The following is a 22,572-nucleotide window of genomic DNA, read 5'->3' as shown; positions in this document are numbered from 1 at the left end:
AGCCTTCCCACGAGCCTTCCCCGTCATCGCTTTGCGGCCGCTCGGCCGTCCATGGGACATGCGTTTCTCACAGCCGCTTGATGACAAATGCGACTGTTACGCCGCCCGGAGTGGTGAAAGCGTGAGCTAACAGTGGACAGCGAAGAGTCCGGGGGGAGTCCGCGCGAGCCGTTGTCAGCGGCTTGAATCCCGTCTGCACGACGGGGAACGCACCAGCGACAATCCGGTATCCGGCCGAGTGCTGTCACCGCGAGCCCCACCGGGCTTACTTGACCGACAACGGAAACGGCTGGGTGATGACAGACAACGCGACGGACAAGGGTGCGGCCGATACCAGGAGGCGCCGTCACCGGAGATGGCGCGTATCCGCGGCGCTGGGTCTGACCGCGGTGCTGGCGGGCGGCGGGATCGCCGCCCTCCGCACCGCCGGATCGCCCGCGTCCGATGCCTCGGAGCCCGCGGCCGCCGTCGCCTCACACTCCGGCCGGCTGACATCGGAGGAATCGCGCGAGGCGTCCCGTATCGCCATCGACGCCGCCACCGGGACCAGGACCGCGAAGGACCGTCAGAAAGCGACGAAGAAGAGTGACGGGGAGCGGAACGCCGCGGGCGGCTCCGGCGCCGAGCCGCTGGACACCCGCCGTGTGCCCCGGGCCAAGTCGGCGTCATCCGCCACCGACAGCCGGGCCGAGGTCCAGCTCTACGACTACGCCTCGGACACCCTCATCACCAGGGTGGTCGATCTGCGCTCCAAGAAGGTCCTCGACGCCACCCGCCGGCACGGCGTCCAGCCGCCGCCCACCCTGGCCGAGGCACGCGAGGCGGTGAAGGTCATCCTCGCCGACCGCCGGCTCGGCCCGGGGATGCGCGAGTCCTACGCCTCGCAGACCGGGAAGCGGCTGGCCTCGCCCGCCCAACTGCGGCTCCAGAGCATGTCGTTCCTCGGCTCCCGGGCCGAGGGGGTGGACGGCGCCCGGAAGGTGTCCCGGTGCGGTGAGCACCGGTGTGTGCAGCTGTTCGTGCGCATTCCGGGTGGCAAGTGGATCGACACCAGCCGGATCGTCATCGATCTGTCGGCCAGGCGCGCCGCCGTCATCGGCCTGTGAGGGGAGCCTTGTCCGTGTCCAGTCTGTTTCGGCGTGCCCGGGTGTTTCGGCGTGCCCATCCGCTTCGACGCGCTCGTGTGCTGATCGCCGTGGTGGGATTGCTGACCCTGTGGGTGCCGGGCCCGGCCTCCGCCGCGCCCGCGAAGGCCTCGGCGGACCCGTCCTGCCCCGCCGCGGATCGCATCGACACAACTCTCAAGAACGGTGCCCGGTGGCAGATGTGCTGGGACATCGACCGCAACACCGGTGCGGTGCTGAGCGATGTGATCTACACCCCGAACCGCTCCACCCCCACCCGGGTCCTCAAGAGCGCCTCGCTGGCCGAGGTGCATGTGCCCTACGACAGCGGTCAGCCGCGCTTCTACGACGTCTCGGCCATCGGCTTCGGCGATCTGGAGCAGGGCACGCTCACCCCGCTCAGCGCCGAGGACTGCCCCGACGGACGGCTGCGCGACTTCTCGGACACCCCGGTGCTGTGCGTCGAGGAGCAGCCGCGGCCGTTCGCCTACAAGAGCGCCGTGGAGAAGGGCGTGCTGCACGGCACCGATCTGGTCGTCTTCTCGGTCTCCGAGATCGGCTGGTACGACTACATCACCGAGTGGCGCTTCTCGGACGACGGCTCCATCACCCCCCGGTCGGGCGCCACCGGAAGCCTCTCGCCGTTCCAGTTCTCCGACGCGAGCAGCGGCTGGCCGACCGGGGTGGGCTCCACCCGGTTCAGCGAGAACCACTCGCACAACATCTTCTGGCGGCTGGACTTCGACGTCGACGGAGAGTCGAAGAACACCGTGGAGCAGTACGACTACCTGGGCAGCGGCACGGCCGCGCGCACCACCAAGCGCACGGTGTTCTCCCATGAGACCGCGGCGGATCTCGCGCCCACCCGCTTCTGGCGGGTGGTGAACCCCGCCACCGAGAACTCCGACGGCCACGCCAAGTCCTGGGAGATCGACAACCACCAGAGCGATCAGTACCGGGGCCCGCACGAGACCGAGGAGTTCACCCACCACGACATGTACTTCACGCAGTACCGGGAGTGCGAACGGCTGGCCTACGGCAACACCGCCCCGGACTGCGCCACCTCGGTCGACAAGTACACCGGCGACGAGAAGCTGACCGACCCGGTGGCCTGGGTCAGTGTCGACTTCCACCATGTGCCCAGGGACGAGGACCAGGACCCCATGCCCACCCACTGGCAGGGCTTCAGGATCGTGCCCCGGGACCTCACGGCCACGAGCCAGTTGCCATGACCCGGTCCCCGTCGCCCGTCCCGTCCCCCGGCAAGGAGTGCACCGTGTTACGTCCGACCCCGGCCCCGTCCGTCGAGGAGGAGTCGAAGATACGCCGCGTCCTCGAGGACCGGCTGACCGCCCTGGCCCGCGCCCATCAGGTGCCCGGGGCCCAACTCGCCGTGCACAGCGGCGGAATGACCCTCGCCGTGGAGACCGGCGTCCTGGACGCGGACACCGGCGAGCCGTGCACCGCCGACGCGGCCGTGCCCATCGGCTCCATCACCAAGGCGTACACCGCGACCGTGGTGATGCTCCTGGTGGCGGACGGCGATGTGGAGCTGGACGACCCGCTCGGCGACCATGTGCCGGAGTTGCGGCGGGCCGGTCCTCCGTGCACGGTGCGCCAGGTGCTCAGCCACACCGCGGGGCTGCCGTCCGGGCCCGACTCCGACCAGGTGGCCTCGCTGAGCGCCGCGCGCTATCTGTTGGACCACTGCACCGACCGCACCCTGGTGATGCCCCCGGGGACGGACTTCTCCTACTCCAACGCGGGCTATGTGGCCGCGGGCCGGCTGATCGAGACGGTCACCGGAATGAGCTGGCAGGAGACCGTGCGGTCCGTTCTGCTCGATCCGCTGGGCACCGTGCCGTCCTTCATCGGCACGGCCGGCGCCCCGCACCGGCCCACGGCGCGCGGCCACTCGGCCAACAAGGCCACGGGCAGAACGCGGCCGGTGCGGCAGAACCTCGCCCCCGCCGAGGCCGCGGCCGGTGCGCTGAGGGTCAGTGCCCTCGATCTGGTGGCGCTGGGCCGGGCCCATCTCGGCGACGGGGCCGCGGGGCTGCCGCCCCGCGAGCTCGCGGAGGAGATGCGCCGCCCGGTGCCCGGCGCCGACCCCGGTGTGCTGGCCGACGGCTGGGGCCTGGGCTGGGGGCTCTTCCGGCACGGCGACGCCCTGTGGTTCGGGCACGACGGCAACGCCCAGGGCACCTCCTGCTTCCTGCGGGCCGAGCCCGCCACGGGCGCGGTGGTCGGCTTCACCGCCAACGCGGGCACCGGCACCGAGCTGTGGCACGAACTGACCGATGTCCTCGTCGAGATCACCGGCGTCCGGGTGCCCCCCACACCCACCCCACGGCGCCGGGCCACTCCCATGGCCACCACCTCGCAGTGCACCGGGGTCTACCTCAACGGCGACGTCGAGTACCAGGTGACCATCAGCGACGGCGGCGTTCTCGCCCTGTCCGTGGACGGCGACCTCCCCGCGCCGCTGGTCTGCCACGAGGACCTCACCTGCGATCTGGTGGACCCCTCCTCCGGACGCCGGCTCCCCGGCGGACGCTTCGTCCGCGATCCGCGGACCGGCGCCGTGGACCGGATCCAGCTCTCGGGCCGGATGGCCCGTAAGAGCGCCCTGGTCTGAGGTTCCCACCGCCCCGCACACGGCCGTTCTCCCCACGTCTCCCCCGGCCGGGCGCGGGCGCACCGGCTCGGCGCCGGCCGGCCCGAGCCGCCCCCATATCCGCCCGTTCAACCGCTCTGAAGGGCCACAACCCACCATGACGGACCACTACGAGACCTCATCGGTGTCCGCACCCCAGCCCGTCCCGGACCTCCCTCCGGAGGCGTGGAACGCCACGGACCGCGCCGTCTCGCGCGCGCCGCTCGGCGAGCTCTTCGCCGTCCGGGCGGAGCGCGCCCCCGAGGCGCCGGCCCTGGTGGCGGACGGGCGCGAGTGGTCCTTCGGGGAGGTCGAGCGCTGGGCGAACCGGCTGGCCCACCATCTCATCGGGCAGGGCGTGGGTCCGGAGCGGGTGGTGGCGCTGGTGCTGCCCCGCTCGGCGGAACTGGTGGTGGCCGAGCTGGCGGTGGCGAAGGCGGGGGGCGCGTACCTCCCGATCGACCCCGCGCACCCCCGGGAGCGCCGGGCCATGATGCTGGCCGACGCCCGGCCGGTGGCCGTGCTGGACGACCCGGCGTGGATCCGTGAGGTGGGGGCCGGGGCGGGCCCGGACCACGCGCCCGGCCGCGGGGAGCTGCTCGGCCCGCTGTGCCCCGAGCATCCCGCGTATGTCATCTACACCTCCGGCTCCACGGGCGTGCCCAAGGGCGTGCTGGTGCCACATGCCGGTCTGGGCAACTTCTCGGCCGCGACGGCGGCCCACTACCGGGTCCGGCCCGGCGACCGGGTGCTGCAGTTCTCCTCGCCCAGCTTCGACGCCTCCGTCCTGGAGCTGTGCTCCTCCCTGCTCGCCGGGGCGGCCCTGGTGGTGCCCCCGGAAGGGCCGCTGCTGGGCGCCGAACTGGCGTCGGTGCTGCGGGAGAGGCGGGTGACCCATGCCCTGATCCCCCCGGCGGCGCTCGCGACCGTGCCCCCGGAGCAGCTCCACGACGGGCTGCCCGACTTCCGCACGCTGATCGTGGGCGCGGAGGCGTGCCCCGCCGATCTGGTGGACCTGTGGGCGCCCGGGCGGCGGATGGTGAACTCCTACGGCCCGACCGAGGCCACGGTCGTGGCCTCCTGGACGGACGCCCTGGCGGCGGGGACCGGCGCCCCGCCGATCGGCCGTCCGCTGCCCAACACCCGGGTCTTCGTACTGGACGAGGCGGCGCGGCAGGTGCCGGTCGGGGTGACCGGAGAGCTGTGCATCGGCGGCGCGGGGCTGGCCCGCGGCTATCTCGACCGGCCGGGGCTGACCGCCGAGCGGTTCACCGCCTGCCCGTTCGGCCCGCCCGGCTCGCGGATGTACCGCACCGGTGACCTGGTCCGCTGGAACGCCGACGGCGAACTGGAATTCCTCGGCCGGGCCGACCACCAGGTGAAGATACGCGGCTTCCGCATCGAACTGGGCGAGGTGGAGGCGGCGTTGGCCCGCCACCCCCGGGTGGGATCCGCCGTGGTCACGGTGCGGGAAAACGAGCCCGGTCAGAAGCGGCTGGTCGCCTATCTGGTGCCGCCCGGCGGCGGGGCCCCGCCGAAGGCCGCGGAGGTGCGCGCCGCGGTGGCCCGGGTGCTGCCGGCGCATATGGTGCCGTCCGCCTACGTCGTACTGGACGCGTTCCCCCTCACCCCGCACCGCAAGATCGACCGGGAGGCGCTGCCCGCCCCGCGCTCCGCACCGGACGGCGACTCGCGCCACATCGCCCCGCGCACCCCCGCCGAGGGGACCCTGGCCCGCATCTGGTCCGAGGTGCTGCCGGTGGACACCGTGGGCGTGGAGGACGACTTCCTGGGCCTGGGCGGCGACTCCGTCCTCGGAGTGCGGCTGCTGACCCGGATCCGCGCCGAGCTGGGCGTGGAGCTCTCGCTGCGCGATCTGCTCGACGCCAGGACGGTGGCGCGGCTGGCCGGCAGGCTGCCCGCCACGGCGGCCGAGACGCCCGAGGCGCCGATCCCGCCCGCGCCGCGCGACCGTCCGCTGCCGCTGTCCTCCGCCCAGCGGCGGCTGTGGTTCCTGGACGATCTGACCTCCGGCGGAACCGAGTACAACACCGGGGCCGGACTACGGCTCGACGGACCGCTGGACGCGGCCGCGCTGCGCCGGGCGCTGGACCGGCTCACCGCCCGCCATGACGCCCTGCGCACCACCTTCGCCACCGTGGACGGGCACGGAGTGCAGCGGGTGGCCGCGCACGGGAACGTACCGCTCGAGCGGCTCGACCTCGGCGGGCATCCGGCGCGGCGGCGCGCCGAGGCGCTCGACGCCACGCTAACCGCCGAGCTGAACCGCCCCTACGACCTGAGACAGGGCCCGCTGACCAGGGCGCTGCTGATCCGGCTCGCAGACGACGAGCACATCCTGCTGCTGGCGCAGCACCACATCGTCACCGACGGCTGGTCGGTGGGGCTGCTGGTGCGCGAACTGGCCGCGCTCTACGCCGCCGAGGTGTCCGGCACCGACGCCGATCTCCCCGAACCCGCCCTCCAGTACCCGGACTTCGCGGTGTGGGAGCGGAGCCGTCCCGCCACCGCCGGTGCGGACGCCGATCTGGAGTACTGGCGGGGCCGGCTGGCCGGGATGCGGACGCTGGAGCTGCCCACCGACCGCCCGCGCCCGCCGGTGCGCACCACGGCGGGCGCGGTGCACCGCCGTGAGCTGCCCGCCGAGCTGGTGGCGGAGCTGGCCCGGCTCGGCAGGGAGCGGGACACCACGCGGTTCACCCTGCTCGCGGCCGCCGTCGCGGTGCTGTTCTCCCGCTACTCGGGCCAGCGGGACATCGCCTTCGGCACCGTCACCGCCGGGCGCCACCGCAAGGAGCTGGAGTCGGTCGCCGGATTCTTCGTCAACACCCTCGTGCTGCGCGCCGATGTGGACGGGGACAGCACCGTCGAGCGGTTCCTGGACGCGATGCGCGAGACGGTGCTGGACGCCTTCAGCCATGACCGGCTGCCGTTCGAGCGCGTCGTCGAGGAGCTGGCCCCGCGCCGCGACCCCAGCCGCAATCCGCTGGTGCAGGCGCTGGTCGTCCAGCAGAGCGCCATGGTGCCCGGCCAGGAGGCGGGAGGTGTGCGGATCACCGAGCACTCCCTGCCGCGCCCGGCCGCGCGGTTCGACCTGGTGCTGGAGTTCCTGCCCCGCGACGACGGCTCGCTGGGGCTGACCGTCGAGTTCAACTCCGATCTGTTCGACCCGGCCACGATCGAGCGGATGGCCGGGCATCTGCACCGGCTGCTGACCGCCATGGTGGCCGATCCGGGCGCCACCCTGATCGAGCTGCGGATGCTGGCCGACGCCGAGTGGCATGCGATGCTCGACGCCTGGAACGGGCCGGAGCGGCCCGCGGTCGAGGCCACCCTGCCCGGCCTCTTCGCCGCCCAGGTGGCGCGGCGGCCCGCGGCCACCGCCGTGACCTGCGGGGACACCAGCCTCTCCTACGACGAGGTGAACCGGCGCGCCAACCGGCTGGCGCGGCTGCTCATCGACCGGGGTGCCGGTCCCGAGCGGCTGGTGGCGCTCGCCCTGCCCCGCTCGGCCGAGCTCGTCGTCGTCCTGCTGGCGGTGCTCAAGGCGGGCGCCGGATATCTGCCGGTGGACCCCGGATACCCGGCCGAGCGCATCGCGTTCATGCTGGCGGACGCCGCGCCCTCGACCGTCCTCACCACCACCGGGGCGGCCGGCTGCCTGCCCGCGGACGCCGCGCCGCTGCTGCTGGACGACCCGGAGGTACGCGCCCGGCTGGGCGGGCTCGCGGACGGCGACATCACCGACGCCGAACGGCTCCGGCCGCTCTTCCCGGCCCATCCCGCCTATGTCATCTACACCTCCGGATCGACCGGCCGGCCCAAGGGCGTGGTGGTGACCCACCACGCCGTGGCGGGGCTCGCGGCCTGGGCCGAGGCGGAGCTGGGGCGGGAGCGGCTGACCGACGTGGTCGCCTCGACCTCGCTCAACTTCGATGTGTCGGTCTTCGAGATCCTCTGCCCGCTGCTGGCCGGCGGCAGCGTCGAGGTGGTGCGCGACCTGCTCGCCCTCACCGATCCCGAGGGGCGGCCGCGGGCGACGGGGCTGCTCAGCGGGGTGCCGTCGGTGTTCTCCCGGCTGCTGGGCGGGGATCGCCCGGCGGACTGGGCCCGGACCGTCGTACTGGCGGGCGAGGCGCTGCCCGCCCAGACCGTACGGGACATCCGGGAGGCCATGCCGTCCTGCCGGATCGCCAATCTCTACGGACCGACCGAGGCCACGGTGTACGCCACCGGCTGGTTCTGCGACGGCCGGGCGCCCGCGCAGGCCCCGCCGATCGGCCGCCCGGTCGCGGGCACCCGCGCGTACGTCCTGGACCCGACGCTGCGGCTGGTGCCGCCCGGGGTGACCGGTGAGCTGTATCTGGGCGGGCAGGGCCTGGCCCGGGGCTATCTGCGGCGGCCCGGGCTGACCGCCCACCGCTTTCTCGCGGACCCCTTGGGGCCGCCCGGCAGCCGGATGTACCGCACCGGTGACCTGGTCCGCTGGAACGGCGAGGGTCAGCTGGAGTACGTCGGCAGAGCCGATGACCAGGTGAAGATCCGCGGCTTCCGCATCGAACTGGGCGAGGTGGAGACGGCGCTGCTGCGCCATCCGGACATCGCCGAGGCGGCGGCCGTCGCCCGGGAGACGCACGGCCGCCAGCGGCTGATCGCCTATGTGGTGGCCGCCGCGAGCGCCGGGCCCGACCCGGCGGGGCTGCGGCGGTTCCTGCGGCGCTCGCTGCCCGACTACATGGTGCCCGCCTCCGTCGTCGTCCTGGAGCGGATGCCCCTCAACCCCAACGGCAAGCTGGACCGCGGCCGGCTCCCCGAGCCGGACTGGGCCGAGGCCGCGGCACCGGGCTATGTGGCGCCCCGGACCGCCACCGAGCGGGCCCTGGCGACGGTCTGGGCCCGGATCCTGCGGGTGGACCGCGTGGGGATGGAGGACAACTTCTTCTCCCTCGGCGGCGATTCGATCCTCAGCATCCAGCTGGTCTCCCAGGCACGCCAGGCCGGGCTCGCCGTCACCTCGCGCGATGTCTACCGCCATCAGACGATCGCCGCGCTGGCCCTGCACCTGGACACCACCACCGCCCCGGCCGAGCCCGTCTCCGGCGGGGACGACACGGCCACCGGGGAGCTGCCGCTGACCCCCATTCAGCACTGGCTGTTCACCGCCGACCCCGAGCGGGCCGGCCACTTCAACCAGACCATCTCGCTGGTGCTGCCCGAGGACGTGGACGAGGACGCGCTGCGCCACGCCCTGGACGCGCTGGTGGACCACCATGACGCCCTGCGCTCCCGCTTCGGGCGCCGGGGCGGCGGCTGGTACCAGTGGATCGAGGACGCGGCGGCCGTCCGCGTACCGCTCGAGAACACCGGCGCCGCGCACCTGGGCCGCTTCGACCTGGCCGAGGGGCCGCTGATGCGGGCGGTGCTGGACCGGGACGCCGGGCCGCGCCCGGTCCTCCACCTCACCATCCATCACGCGGTGGTGGACGGGGTGTCCTGGCGCGTCGTCCTGGAGGATCTCGACAGCGCCTACCGTCGGGCGGCCCGGGGCGAGGGGGCCGGGCTTCCCCCGAAGTCCTCCCCGCTGCGCCGCTGGGCGCTGCGGCTCAACACCCATGCCGGGGAGGGCGGGTTCGCCGACGAGGAGGCGTACTGGACCGGCCTGGCCGGGGCCTGCGACCCCTCGCTGCCTACGGACCTGCACGGGTCGGACGGGGTGCACGAGGCGGAGAACACCTATGCCTCGGCCCGGTCGGTCACCGTCCGGCTCGGCCCGGAGGAGACCGCCGCACTCCTCCAGACGCTTCCCGAGGTCTACCGCACACAGGTCAACGACGTGCTGCTGAGCGCCCTGGCCCGGGTGCTGCGCCGCTGGACCGGGCGCGCCCGGGTGCCGGTGGACGTGGAGGGCCACGGCCGCGAGGAGCTCTTCGCGGACCTGGATCTGTCCCGTACGGTCGGCTGGTTCACCACCCGCTTCCCGGTGGCGCTCGACCTCCCGGACGGCGGCTGGGGCGAGGTCCTCAAGTCCGTCAAGGAGCAGATGCGGGCCGTGCCGCGGCGTGGTCTTGGCTACGGGGTGCGGCGCCATCTGCTCGACGGCGCGGGCCTCCCCGACGGCCCCACCGCCGGGATCAGCTTCAACTACCTGGGCCGGTTCGGGGCGCCGGGCGGTGCCGACGGGCTCTTCCGCGGTCTGCACCGGGAGCTGGCCCTGGACGCCGACCCCACCTCGCCGCGCCCGCATCCGCTGGAGGTGGTGGGCCGGGTCGAGGGTGACGACCTGGAGTTCACCTGGTTCTACTCCGCGAATCTGCACCGGGAGGAGACGGTCGCCCGGCTCGCCGGGGAGTTCCGCGAGGCGCTGTGCGAGATCGCCCGGCACGGCGGCGCGCCCGGCGCGGGCGGCCGCACCCCGTCCGACTTCCCGCTCGCCGCCCTCGACCAGGCCGCCGTGGACCGGCTGGCCGGGAACGGGGGCACGGTGGAGGACATCTACCCACTCACCCCCACCCAGGCGGGCATGCTGTTCCACGCGCTGGCGCAGGACGACCGGCGGGCCTACTTCCAGCAGCTCACCTTCGTCCTCGGCGGGGTGCCGGAGCCGGCGGCGCTGGCCGCGGCCTGGCAGCAGGTCGCCGACCGCACCCAGGTGTTACGCGCCCGCGCGGTGTGGGAGGGGGTTCCCGAGCCGGTCCAGGTGGTGGAGCGCGGGGTCCGGATCCCGGTGGCCCTGCTCGACTGGCGTCATCTGTCCGGCCCTGACGAGCGCCGGGAGGAGCTGCGGAGGTTCCTCGCCGAGGACCGGGAGCGCGGCCTGGACCTGGCCGCCGCACCGCTGACGCGGCTGGCGCTGGCACGGCTGTCGGAGACCGAGGTCCAGGTGGTGTGGACGTTCCACCATCTGATCCTGGACGGCTGGAGCCTGTTCCAGGTGCTCTCCGACGTCTTCCACTGCCACGCACGGGCGCGTGACGGGGCGTCCGGCGCGGCCATGGCCGCCGGGCTGCCCGGCCGCCGCCCGTTCGGCGACTATGTGGCCTGGTTGCGGGAGCGCGACGGGGCCCTGGCCGAGGAGCACTGGCGGACCCGGCTGGGCGATCTCACCGAGCCCACCCCGCTGCCGTACGACCGGGAGCCCACCGAGACCCATCACGCCGAGTCCACCGAGGATCTCCGCGTGACCCTGCCCGCCGCCACCACCCAGCGGCTCCAGGCCCTGGCCCGGGACGAGGGGCTGACCCTGAACACGGTGGTGCAGGGCGCCTGGGCGCTGCTGCTGGCCCGGCAGTCCGGCCGCGAGGACGTGGTCTTCGGGACCACGGTGTCCGGACGGCCGCCGGAGCTGCCGGGCGTGGAGACGATGAACGGGCTGTTCATCACCACCGTGCCGGCCCGCCTCACGGTGCCGGCCGGGTCCACCCTGCTGTCCTGGCTGAGCGCGGTGCAGTCCGGGCAGACCGAGGACCGGCGGTTCGACTTCGTGCCACTCACCCGGCTGCGGTCCTGGACCGGTCTGCCCGAGCGGGTGAACCTCTTCGACTCCATCGTGGTCTTCGAGAACTATCCGATCGGCGGGGACCTCGCCGCCGCGCACGGTCTCGCCCTGCGCGAGTTGAACGGCGTCGAGACCACCAACTACCCGCTGTCCCTGGTGGTCTACCCCGGTGCGGAGCTGGCGCTGCGGCTCGGCTACGACCCGGCGCTGTTCGACGAGGCCACCGCCCGGCGGATGGCGGAGTATCTGACGGTGCTGCTGACGGCCATGGCCGACACCCCGGACCGGGCGCCCGCACACCTTCCGACGCTCACCGCCACCCGGCGCCACCAGGTGCTCCGGGAGTGGAACGACACCGCCGTTCCGCTGCCCGAGTCCACGGTGGCCGGGCTGTTCGCCGAGCGGGTGCGGTGTGCGCCGGACGCGGTGGCCCTGGACGGCGAGGCGGGCCCGGTGAGCTACCGGGAGCTGGACAGCCGCGCCAACCGGCTGGCCCACCGGCTCATCGGACACGGCGTCGGCCCGGAGCGCCCGGTGGCCGTCCTGATGGACCGGTCGGTGGAGCTGGTGGTGGCGCTGCTGGCGGTCGTCAAGGCGGGCGGGGTGTACGTACCGCTGGACACCCGCGCCCCCGGGGACCGGCTGCGGAGCGTGCTGGCGGAGGCGGGCGCGGAGGTGCTGCTGACCGACCGCGCGTGGGAGCGCACGGCGGCGGGCACCTCGGACGCCGCGCGGACCCTGCTCGTGGTCTCCGGGCCCGGCGACGGCGGCGGCGACAGCCCGTCGGGGCCGCCGAGCGTGGCGCTCTCCCCCGACAACGCCCTGTATCTGATGTTCACTTCGGGCTCCACCGGGCGGCCCAAGGGGATCGCGGTGCGCCACCGCGATGTGGCCGCCCTCGTCGCCGACCGCGCCTTCGCGGACCACGACCGGGTGCTGGTGCACTCGCCCCAGGCGTTCGACGCCTCGACATACGAGCTGTGGGTGCCGCTGCTGCGCGGCGGCCGGGCCGTGCTGGCGCCCGCCGGGGACGTGGACGCGGACACCGTGCGCCGGGCGGTCGCCGAGTACGGGGTGAGCTGCCTGTGGCTGACCGCCGGGCTGTTCCGGCTGCTGGCGCAGGAGGCGCCGGAGTGTCTGCGCGGCGCCCGGGAGGTGTGGACCGGCGGCGAGGCGGTGCCCCCGGGCGCGGTGCGCCGGGTGCTCGCGGCCTGCCCCGAGCTGACGGTGACGGACGGCTACGGGCCCACCGAGACCACGACGTTCGCCACCCGGCGCCCCTTCCGCGCCGGGGAGGAGCTGCCGCGCTCGCTGCCCATCGGGCGGCCGCTGGACAACACCCGCACGTACGTCCTCGACGGCGCCCTCCAGCCGCAACCGCCGGGCATCCCCGGGGAGTTGTACATCGCGGGGGCCGGGGTGGCGCGCGGCTACCACGGCCGCCCCGGCGCCACCGCCGAGCGGTACGTCGCCGATCCGTTCGGGCCGTCCGGCTCCCGGATGTACCGCACCGGGGACATCGTGGCCTGGACCGACCACGGTGAACTGCGCTTCGTGGGCCGCGCCGACGACCAGCTGAAGGTCCGGGGCTTCCGCATCGAGCCGGGCGAGATCGAGGCGGCGCTGACCCGCCACGAGGCCGTGGCGGAGGCGGTCGTCGCGCTCTCCCGGGTGGGCGACCGCACGCTGCTGACCGGCTACGCGGTGCCGGTGGGCGGGGCCGAGGTGCCGGACGCCGGGGAGCTGCGGTCCTTCCTGGGCGGCCTGCTGCCCGACTACATGGTGCCCTCGGCGTTCGTCACCCTCGACGCGCTGCCGCTCACCCGCAACGGCAAGGTGGACCGCCGACGGCTGCCCGCGCCCGACCCGGCGGCGGCCGGGACGGCGGGCTATGTGGCGCCCCGTACCGACACCGAGCGGGCCCTCGCGGAGATCTGGGGCACCCTGCTGGGCCGGGAGCGGATCGGCGCCGAGGACAACTTCTTCCATCTGGGCGGGGATTCGATCCTCAGCATCCAGGTGGCCTCCCGCGCCCGGCAGGCGGGGCTGGCCTTCACCCCCCGCGAGCTCTTCCGGCATCCCACCATCGCCTCGCTCGCAGCCGTCACCACGCCCACCGCCACGCCCGCCGCCGACACCGGGCCGGTGACCGGCGAGGTACCGCTCACCCCGATCCAGCACTGGTTCTTCGGGATGCGGACCGACCGGCCCGGCCACTTCGACCAGTCCGTGGTCGTGGAACTCCAGCGGGAGCCCGACCTCCGCGCGCTGCGCGCGGCGCTCGACGCGCTGCTGGTCCACCATGACGCGCTGCGCACGCGGTTCGGGCCCGGCGCCGACGGAGGCCCGGGACAGTACTGCCCGCAGCCGGACCTGACGGCCCCGGCGCCCCTGCGGGAGCACGACCTGTCGGGGCTCGACGCGGACCAGTGCCGGGCCGCCGAGGCCGCGGCGATGGCCGAGGCGCAGGCCGGGTTCGACCTGGCGCGGGGCCCGCTGCTGGCAGCGCGGCTGTTCCACCGTGGCGACGGCCAGCGGCCGACACTCTTCCTGACCGCCCACCACCTGGTGGTGGACGGGGTCTCCTGGCGGGTGCTGCTGGAGGATCTGAACACCGCGTACCGGCAACTGCTCACGGACAACCGGGCCGACCTCGGCCCACGCACCACCTCCGTACGGGACTGGTCCCGAAAGCTCACCGAGCACACCGCCGCCGGTGGTTTCGACGCCGAACTCCCCCACTGGCGGGCGGTGACCGCGGAGTGCGCCGCGGGACTGCCCGTGGACGGTGAAGGGGACAACACGGTGGCATCCATGGCGTCGGTCACCGTCCGTCTCGACCGGGAGCGCACCGAGGCGCTGCTGCGGCAGGTCCCCGAGGTCTACCGCACCCGTGTGGACGATGTGCTGCTCGCGGCGCTGGGCCGGGTGCTCGGCGGCTGGACCGGGCGGCGCCGGATCGCCGTGGACCTGGAGGGCCACGGCCGGGAGGAGCATCTGCTGGACGGGGTGGACCTGTCCCGCACCGTCGGCTGGTTCACCAGCCTCTATCCGGTCGCCCTGGACGTGCCGGGCGGCGGCTGGGGCGAGACGCTGAAGTCCGTCAAGGAGCAGTTGCGGGCGGTGCCCGCACGCGGCATCGGCTACGGCGCGCTGCGCCACCTCTCCCCCGGCTCCGGGCTCCTGGACGCGGCGGAGCCGGGGATCAGCTTCAACTACCTCGGGCAGTTCGACTGGTCGGCGGCGGACGACGACAGCGGTCTCGTCCGCACCGTACGGGACGGTCTCGGCGGTGACGCCGCGCCCGACACGGCCCGGGCGCATCTGATGGACGTCGTGGGCCGGGTGGAGCGCAGGTGCCTGGAGATCACCTGGTACTACGGCTCGGGGACGCACACCGAGGAGACGGTGGCCGGGCTGGCGCGGGGGATGCTTCGCGCGCTGGAAGAGATCATCGGCCACTGCGCCGGCCCCGGGGCGGGCGGCCGCACCCCGTCGGACTTCCCGCTGGCCCGGCTCGACCAGGCCGCGGTGGACCGGATCGCCGCCGACGGCCGGGCGGTGGAGGACATCTATCCGCTGACCCCGACCCAGGCCGGGATGCTGTTCCACGGGCTGATGGACCCGGCGTCGGACGCGTATGTCAACCAGGTCCAGCTGACGCTGACCGGGGCGGGCGATCCGCGGGCGCTGGCCACCGCGTGGCGGCAGACGGTGGACGCCAATCCGATCCTGCGCACCCATCTGGTGTGGGCGGACACCCCGGAGCCGCTCCAGGTCGTGACGGACCGGGCGGCGCTCCGGATCGTCCACCACGACTGGACCCGGCGGCCCGAGGAGTGGCGCGAGGCCGAGCTGCTCCGGATGCTCGCCGAGGACCGGGCCGAGGGGATCGACCTGGCCACGGCGCCGCTGATGCGGCTGGCGCTGATCCGGCTGTCCGCCGACGAGGTGCGGATCGTGTGGACCTTCCACCATGTGCTGCTCGACGGCTGGAGCGCGGCGCAGGTCTTCGACGAGGTCTGCGAGCGGTATGCGGCGCTGACCTCGGAACGGGCGCCCGTGGTGCCCGCCCGCCGGCCGTTCCGCGAGTACCTGGGCTGGCTGGGCGAGCAGGACACGGCGGAGGCCGAGCGGTACTGGCGTACGGCGCTGGCCGGGTTCACCTCGCCCACCGAACTGCCGCGGGACCGGCCCGAGCCGGAGGCCCACCGCAGCGCCTCCTCGGGCTCGCACCGGGTCACGCTGGACGCCGAGGAGTCCGCCCGGCTGCGTACCACCGCGCAGCGGGGCGGGCTGACCATGAACACGGTGGTGCAGGGCGCCTGGGCGCTGCTGCTGTCCCGGTACACCGGGGCCGACGACCTGTGCTTCGGCACCACCGTCTCGGGGCGGCCGGCCGCGCTGCCGGGTGTCGAGTCCATGGTCGGAGTGTTCATCAACACCATCCCCACCCGGGTCCGGGTGGCCGGGGAGAGCGGACTGCTGGACTGGCTGCGGGAGCTGCAGTCGGCCCAGTCGGAGTCCCGGCTCTTCGAGTTCGTGTCCCTGGCGCAGCTGGGCGGCTGGAGCGAGGTGCCCGGCGGGGTGAGCCTCTTCGACTCCATCGTGGTCTTCGAGAACTACCCGTTCGACAGCGAGGCCATCGCCGCCCACGGCCTGGGCATCCGGCAGGAGCGGGATGTGGAGCCCACCAACTACGCGCTCAGCGTGGTGGTGGCGCCCGAGGAGCGGCTGTCGATCTGCCTGGACTACGACCCCGACGCGTTCGACGCCCCGACGATCGAGCGGCTGGGCGGCTGTCTGCGGAATCTGCTGGTGGAGATGGCGACCGATCCGGAGCGGCGGCTGGACGAACTGCCGCTGGTCGGCGAGGCCGAGACGCGCGGCATCCTCGACCGCTTCAGCGGCCCGGTCTCCGCCGCGCCGGACGCGGTACTGCCCGCGCTGTTCGAGGCGCAGGCGGCCCGTACGCCGGACGCGGTGGCGGTGCTGGGCGACGGCGGGCCGCTGACCTACCGGGAGCTGAACGAGCGCGCCAACCGGCTGGCCCGGCTGCTGATCGCCTCGGGCGCCGGTCCTGAACACTTCGTGGCCCTGGCCCTGCCGCGCACACCGGAGCTGGTGGTGGCGGTGCTGGCGGTGCTCAAGAGCGGGGCGGCCTATCTCCCGGTCGACCCGGCGTATCCGGCGGAGCGGATCGCCTTCATGCTCGGCGACATCGCCCCGGACACGGTGGTGACCACCGAGGAGGTGGCGGACCGGATCCCCGCCGGGGCGGGCGGCGGCCGGATCCTGCTGGACGGCGCGGAGTTCCGGGGGCGGCCGGCCCAACTGCCCGCCCGGAACGTCGGCGACGACGAGCGGCGCGGCCCACTGCTCCCCGCCCATCCGGCGTACGCCATCCACACCTCGGGGTCCACCGGTACGCCCAAGGGCGTCGTGGTCACCCATGAGAGCGTGGCGGCGCTGGCCGCGTGGGCACGGGAGGAGTTCGGCGCCCGGGAGCTCTCCCATGTGGTGGCCTCGACCTCCCTCAACTTCGATGTGTCGGTCTTCGAGATCCTCTGCCCGCTGCTGGCCGGCGGCGCCATCGAGATCGTCCGCGATCTGCTCACCCTGGCCGAGCGAACGGAAGGCCGAACGGCGAGCCTGATCAGCGCCGTGCCCTCGGCGCTCGGGCAGGTGCTCGGCAAGGGGTCGGTCTCGGTGACGGCGGGGACCGTGGTGCTGGCGGGCGAAGGCCTCGCGGCCCGTACCGTCAAGGAGGTCCGGGCGGCCATCCCCGGCTGCCGGGTGGCGAACATCTACGGGCCCACCGAGGCCACCGTCTACGCCACCGCCTGGATCTGCGACCCCGACGATCCGGACCGCACCCCGCCCATCGGCGCCCCGGTGGCCGCCACCCGGGCCTACGCCCTGGACGCGCGGATGCGGCCGGTGCCGGTCGGGGTGCCGGGAGAGCTCTATCTGGCCGGGCCGGGCCTGGCCCGGGGGTACTTCGGCCGGCCGGGGCTGACCGCGCAGCGGTTCACGGCCGATCCGTACGGCCCCGCGGGCGGCCGGATGTACCGCACCGGCGACCTGGTCCGCTGGGACGAGCGGGGGCAGCTGGAGTACCTCGGCAGAACCGACGAACAGGTCAAGGTGCGCGGTTTCCGTATCGAACTGGGCGAGGTCGAGGCGGCGCTGGCGCGCCATCCCGATGTCGCCGAGGCGGCCGCGGCGGTCGTCGACACCGGCGGCCACAAGCGGCTGGCCGGTTATGTGGTGCGGGTCCCGGGCTCCCCGCCGATGGACACCACCGCGATCCGCGCCTTCCTCGCCACGAGTCTGCCGGACCATATGGTCCCCTCGGCCGTGGTCGTCCTGGACCGGCTGCCGCTGGGGTCGAGCGGCAAGCTGGACCGGCGGGCGCTGCCCGCACCCGTCTGGGCGGCCCGCGCCACCGGCCACGTCGAGCCGCGTACGGAGACCGAGAAGGCCCTCGCCGCCATCTGGGCGGAGGTGCTCGGCGTGGAGCGGATCGGCGTGGAGGACAACTACTTCGCCCTCGGCGGCGATTCCATCCTCAGCATCCAGATCGTCTCCGCCGCCCGGCGGGCCGGGATCGAGCTGACCCCGCGCCACCTCTTCGTCCACCAGACCGTGGCGGATCTGGCGACGGCCGCGCGGGAGGCCACCGCCACGGTGGCCGGGAGCGAGCGGGGTCCGGTCGTCGGCGAGGTGCCGCTGACCCCGATCCAGCACTGGCTCTTCGCCCAACTCGACGCCACCGCAGCGCACTTCAGCCAGTCGATCTCGGCCGAACTGACCGCGCCGGTGGACGAGAACGCGCTGCGCACCGCCCTGTCCACGGTGCTGACCCACCATGACGCCCTGCGGCTGCGCTTCGAGCGGACCGACGACGGCACCGTACGCCAGCACAACGCCCCGCCGGACACGGAGCCGGTACTGGACGTCCACGATCTGTCCGCCGTGGCGCCGGAGCGGCGGGACGCGGTGGCGCGGGAGACGGCCGGGCGGATCAGGACCGGGTTCGACCTGGTCCGGGGACCGCTGCTGCGCGCCGCGCTCTTCACCCGGGGCGAGACGGAACGGCCCGTACTGCTGCTGACGGCCCACCACCTGGTGGTGGACGCCGTCTCCTGGCGCATCGTGCTGGAGGACCTGGACACCGCCTACCGGCAGATCGTGGCGGGCCGGACGCCGGAGCCTGGCCCCAGGACCACGTCGTTCCGGACCTGGGCGCTGCGCCTGGCCGAGCACACCGCCGCCGGGGGCTTCGACGCCGAGCGCGGCCACTGGGCGGCCTCCCCCGGCGGCGTCGGCCTCCCCACGGACGGCGACCTCCCCACGGACGGCGAGGGCCCCAATACCGCCGCCTCGGCGGAGGAGGTGAACGTCCGGCTGGACGCCGAGGAGACCCGGCTGCTGCTGCAGGAGGTGCCGGGCGCGTACCGGACCCGGATCAACGACGTGCTGCTGTGCGCCCTGGGACGGGTACTGGCACGCTGGACCGGCCGGGACACGGTGACGGTGGCCCTGGAGGGGCACGGCCGGGAGGAGATCTTCGACGGGGTCGATCTGTCCCGTACGGTCGGCTGGTTCACCAGCATGTTCCCCGTCGCGCTCGAAGCCCCCGCCTCTTGGGGGCTGGGGCGGACGCTGAAGGCCGTCAAGGAACGGCTGCGGGCGGTCCCCGGGAACGGCCTGGGCTACGGCGCGCTGCGCCAGCTGTCCGGCGTGGCCGCCTCCGGCCTCCCCGCCACCCCGAAGATCAGCTTCAACTATCTGGGCCAGCAGGACTGGGAGCCCCCGGCGGGTGGTCTGCTGCACGCCCTGGCCGGTGGGCTGGAAGGCGATATGAGCCCGGAGGCGCCCCGGCCGCATCTGCTCGATGTGATCGGCCGGGTGGCGGACCGGCGGCTCGAACTCAGCTGGTCGTACTCCAGGTCGCTGCACCACCGCGCCACGGTGCGCCGACTCGCGGAGGAGATGGCCGAGGAGCTGCGGGCGATCGTCCGGCTGTGCACCCGTCCGGAGGCGGGCGGGCGGACGCCGTCGGACTTCCCGCTGGCCGGTCTTGACCAGGAGACCGTCGACCGGCTGGCGGGCGACGGCCGGGACGTGGCCGATATCCATCCGCTGACCCCGACCCAGTCCGGGCTGGTCTTCCATGCCCTGGCCCAGCGGGGCCAAGGGCTCTATGTGGAGCAGGCGACGTTCGTGCTGGACGGGGTCGGCGACTCCGGAGTGCTGGCCGCCGCCTGGCAGCATGTCGTGGACCGCACCCCGGTGCTGCGCGGCGCGGTGGTGGTGCACGATGTGCCCGAGCCGCTGATGATCGTGCGCCGCACCGCGGCCGTACCGGTCGAGGAGCTCGACTGGAGCGGCCTCACGGAGGACGAGCGCACGGCCGAGCTGGAGCGGCTGTTGGACCGGGACCGCGCCCGCGGGATCGATCTCACCGCGACCCCGCTCCTCCGCGTCACGCTGGCCCGGCTCTCGCCCGGTGAGGTACGGGTGCTGTGGACCTTCCACCATGTGCTGCTGGACGGCTGGAGCGTCTTCCAGGTGCTCGGCGATGTCTTCGCCGCCCATGCCGCCCTGGCCGCCGGTGAGCAGCCGAGGCTGCCGGCTCGCAGGCCGTTCGCCGACTATGTGGCCTGGCTCGCCCGTCAGGACCGCACGCGTGCCGAGGCGCACTGGCGGCAAACCCTGGAAGGATTCACCTCTCCCACTCCCCTCCCCTACGACCGCAGGCCGACGCCGGAGATCGCCACCCGGTCCTCGCGCTGGCTGTCGCATCGGCTCGGTGAGCGGGACACCGCCGCCCTCCAGGACTTCGCACGGCGGCACCGACTCACCCTGAATACGATCGTGCAGGGCGCTTGGGCCTTGCTCGTATCTCGCTTGAGCGGCGAGTCGGACGTCTGCTTCGGGACGACGGTCTCCGGGCGGCCGGCGGAGCTGCCCGGGGCGGACGACATCACCGGCATCTTCATCAACACCCTCCCGGTGCGGTGCGCGGTGGAGGGCACCGCCGGTGCCGCCGCCTGGCTGCGCGAGCTCCAGGCCGAGCAGGCGGACGCGCGCGGCTTCGGCCATGTGCCGCTGGCCCGGCTGCGGGGCTGGAGCGAACTGCCCGCCGGGGTGGACCTCTTCGAGAGCCTGGTGGTGTTCGAGAACTACCCCATCAACAGCTCGGCCGCGGCCGAGCACGGGCTGCGGGTGCGCGATCTGAACGCCCTGGAGTCCACCAACTACGCGCTGACCGTGGTGGTCTCGCCCGGATCCGAACTGTCCGTGGAACTCGGCTACGACCCGCGGCTCTTCGAGGAGTCCACCGCCGGGGCGCTGGCCGACCGGCTCATCCATCTCCTCGGCGCACTTGCCGCGGCACCCGACGAACTGCCGCTGGACCGGATCGACATCCTCCCGGCCGCCGAGCGCCGCCGCCTCCTGGTGGACTGGAACGACACCGCCCGGGAGGTGCCCCGGGCGACCTGGGCGGAGCTTGTCGAGGCGGTGGCGGACCGCCGTCCCGACGCCACGGCGGTGGACTCCCCCGGCCTCCGGCTGACCTACGCGGAGCTGGACGGTCGGGCCAACCGCCTCGCCCATCACCTCATCGGGCGGGGTGTGGGCCCCGGCCGGATCGTCGCGCTGGTGCTGCCCCGCTCGGTGGAGTCCGTCGTGGCCCGGCTCGCGGTGGCCAAGGCCGGTGGCGCCTATCTGCCCATCGACCCCGGCTACCCGGCCGAGCGAGTCGAGCTGATGCTCAAGGACTCCGCCCCGCATCTGGTGATCGAGCGGGCCGCCGAGGCCGAGGCCCCGGACGGCCCGGCGCACCGCCCCACGGACGGGGACCGGCTCAGCGCCGTCCACCCGGACGACCCCGCCTATGTGATCTACACCTCCGGGTCCACCGGGACCCCCAAGGGGGTGGTGGTCACCCACCGCGGGATCGCCGGGTTCGCCGCCGCCGAGGCCGAGCACTTCCAGGTGCGGCCGGGCGACCGGGTGCTGCGATTCTCCTCGCCCGGTTTCGACGCCTCCGTCCTGGAGCTGTGCATGGCGCTGCCGTCCGGGGCCACGCTGGTGGTGCCCGAGCCCGGCCCGCTGCTGGGCGGCCATCTCGCGGACGTCCTGCGGCGGCAGCGGATCACCCATACCCTCATCCCGCCCGCCGCCCTCGCGACCCTGCCCCCGGGCACCGAGCGGGAGCTGCCCGATCTGCGGACGCTGATCGTGGGTGGGGACGCCTGCGGCGCGGACCTGGCCGCCCGCTGGGCGCCGCACCACCGCATGATCAACGCGTACGGGCCGACCGAGACCACCGTGGTGGCCACCTGGTCCGAGCCGCTCGCCCCCGACGGGGCCCCGCCGCTGATCGGGCGGCCCATCCCCAACACCCGGGTCCAGCTGCTCGACGCGCGGCTGCGCCCGGTGCCGGTGGGGGCGGTGGGCGAGCTGTGGGTCAGCGGTCCGTCGCTCGCCCGCGGCTATCTGGGCCGCGCCGGGCTGACCGCCGCCCGCTTCGTCGCCGACCCGTTCGGGCCGCCCGGCTCCCGGATGTACCGCACCGGCGACCTCGCCCGCTACGACGCGGAGGGCCGACTGCACCATCTGGGGCGCGGCGACCACCAGCTCAAGCTGCACGGCCATCGCATCGAGGCCGGTGAGGTGGAGACCGCGCTGTGCGGCCACCCCGCCGTCGCGGAGGCCGTGGTGACGGTGCGGGAGGACGAGCCAGGGGTGCGCCGGCTGGTGGCCCATCTGGTCCTCGCGCCCGGGGCCGGCGCCCCGGCCGACGCCGAGCTGCGCACCCATCTGGGCCGGACGCTTCCGGGTCCGATGGTCCCGTCGGCGTTCGCCGTGCTGGACCGGCTGCCGCTCAACCAGAACGGCAAGACCGACCGCGCGGCGCTGCCCGCGCCCGGCCCCGCCACCACCGCCGCCGCACCGGCCGCCCACATCGCCCCGCGCACTCCCACCGAGGAGGTCATCGCGGAGATCTGGTCGGAGGTGCTGGAGGTGTCGCCGGTCGGCGCGGAGGACGAGTTCTTCGCCCTGGGCGGTGACTCGGTCCGCAGCCTGCTGATCGCCTCCCGCGCAAAGGAGGCGTTCGCCGTCGATCTGACGCCGCGGGACATCCTGACCGCGCGCACCGTCTCCGCCCTCGCCGACCTGGTCGAGGAGCACATCCTGCGCGAGCTCGAAGACGCCGCTTCCGGCGGCAGCGACCACGACGACCGGTGAGGAAGGACGAC

General features: G+C 74.1%; 4 protein-coding genes. All 4 read left to right on the top strand.

The features are described 5' to 3' along the window. Positions 1 to 296 precede the first annotated feature (296 nt). The 4 genes from LIV37_RS47265 to LIV37_RS47250 all read left to right on the top strand — a co-directional run bounded on the left by LIV37_RS47265 (position 297) and on the right by LIV37_RS47250 (position 22,561). Positions 297 to 1,106 (top strand): hypothetical protein, encoded by an 810-nt coding sequence (locus LIV37_RS47265; RefSeq protein ID WP_020874185.1) that lies wholly within the window; start codon positions 297 to 299, stop codon positions 1,104 to 1,106. A gap of 89 nt (positions 1,107 to 1,195) precedes the next feature. Next, the gene (locus tag LIV37_RS47260) at positions 1,196 to 2,356 is read left to right on the top strand and encodes a copper amine oxidase (RefSeq protein ID WP_251983346.1); all 1,161 of its coding nucleotides are present in this window, start codon (positions 1,196 to 1,198) and stop codon (positions 2,354 to 2,356) included. Between the two features lie 44 nt (positions 2,357 to 2,400). Continuing rightward, on the top strand, positions 2,401 to 3,762 hold the full coding sequence (locus LIV37_RS47255; protein WP_121826718.1) for a serine hydrolase domain-containing protein: 1,362 nt from the start codon (positions 2,401 to 2,403) through the stop codon (positions 3,760 to 3,762). A gap of 136 nt (positions 3,763 to 3,898) precedes the next feature. Then, positions 3,899 to 22,561 carry a non-ribosomal peptide synthetase gene (locus LIV37_RS47250; RefSeq protein WP_020874182.1) on the top strand — a complete coding sequence of 6,221 codons (18,663 nt, stop codon included), beginning with the start codon at positions 3,899 to 3,901 and terminating at the stop codon, positions 22,559 to 22,561. The last annotated feature ends 11 nt before the right edge of the window (positions 22,562 to 22,572 follow it).

This window comes from Streptomyces rapamycinicus NRRL 5491 (genome assembly GCF_024298965.1).
GTDB classification, from domain to species: Bacteria; Actinomycetota; Actinomycetes; order Streptomycetales; family Streptomycetaceae; genus Streptomyces; species Streptomyces rapamycinicus.
The sequence above is the reverse complement of the archived record's forward strand: the minus strand, read 5'-3'. Positions and strand labels throughout refer to the sequence as shown.

Bases quoted from the DNA above. Each gene is read 5' to 3' on its own strand.
- LIV37_RS47265 (WP_020874185.1), top strand. From the start codon at position 297: ATGACAGACAACGCGACGGACAAGGGTGCGGCCGATACCAGGAGGCGC.
- LIV37_RS47250 (WP_020874182.1), top strand. From the start codon at position 3,899: ATGACGGACCACTACGAGACCTCATCGGTGTCCGCACCCCAGCCCGTC.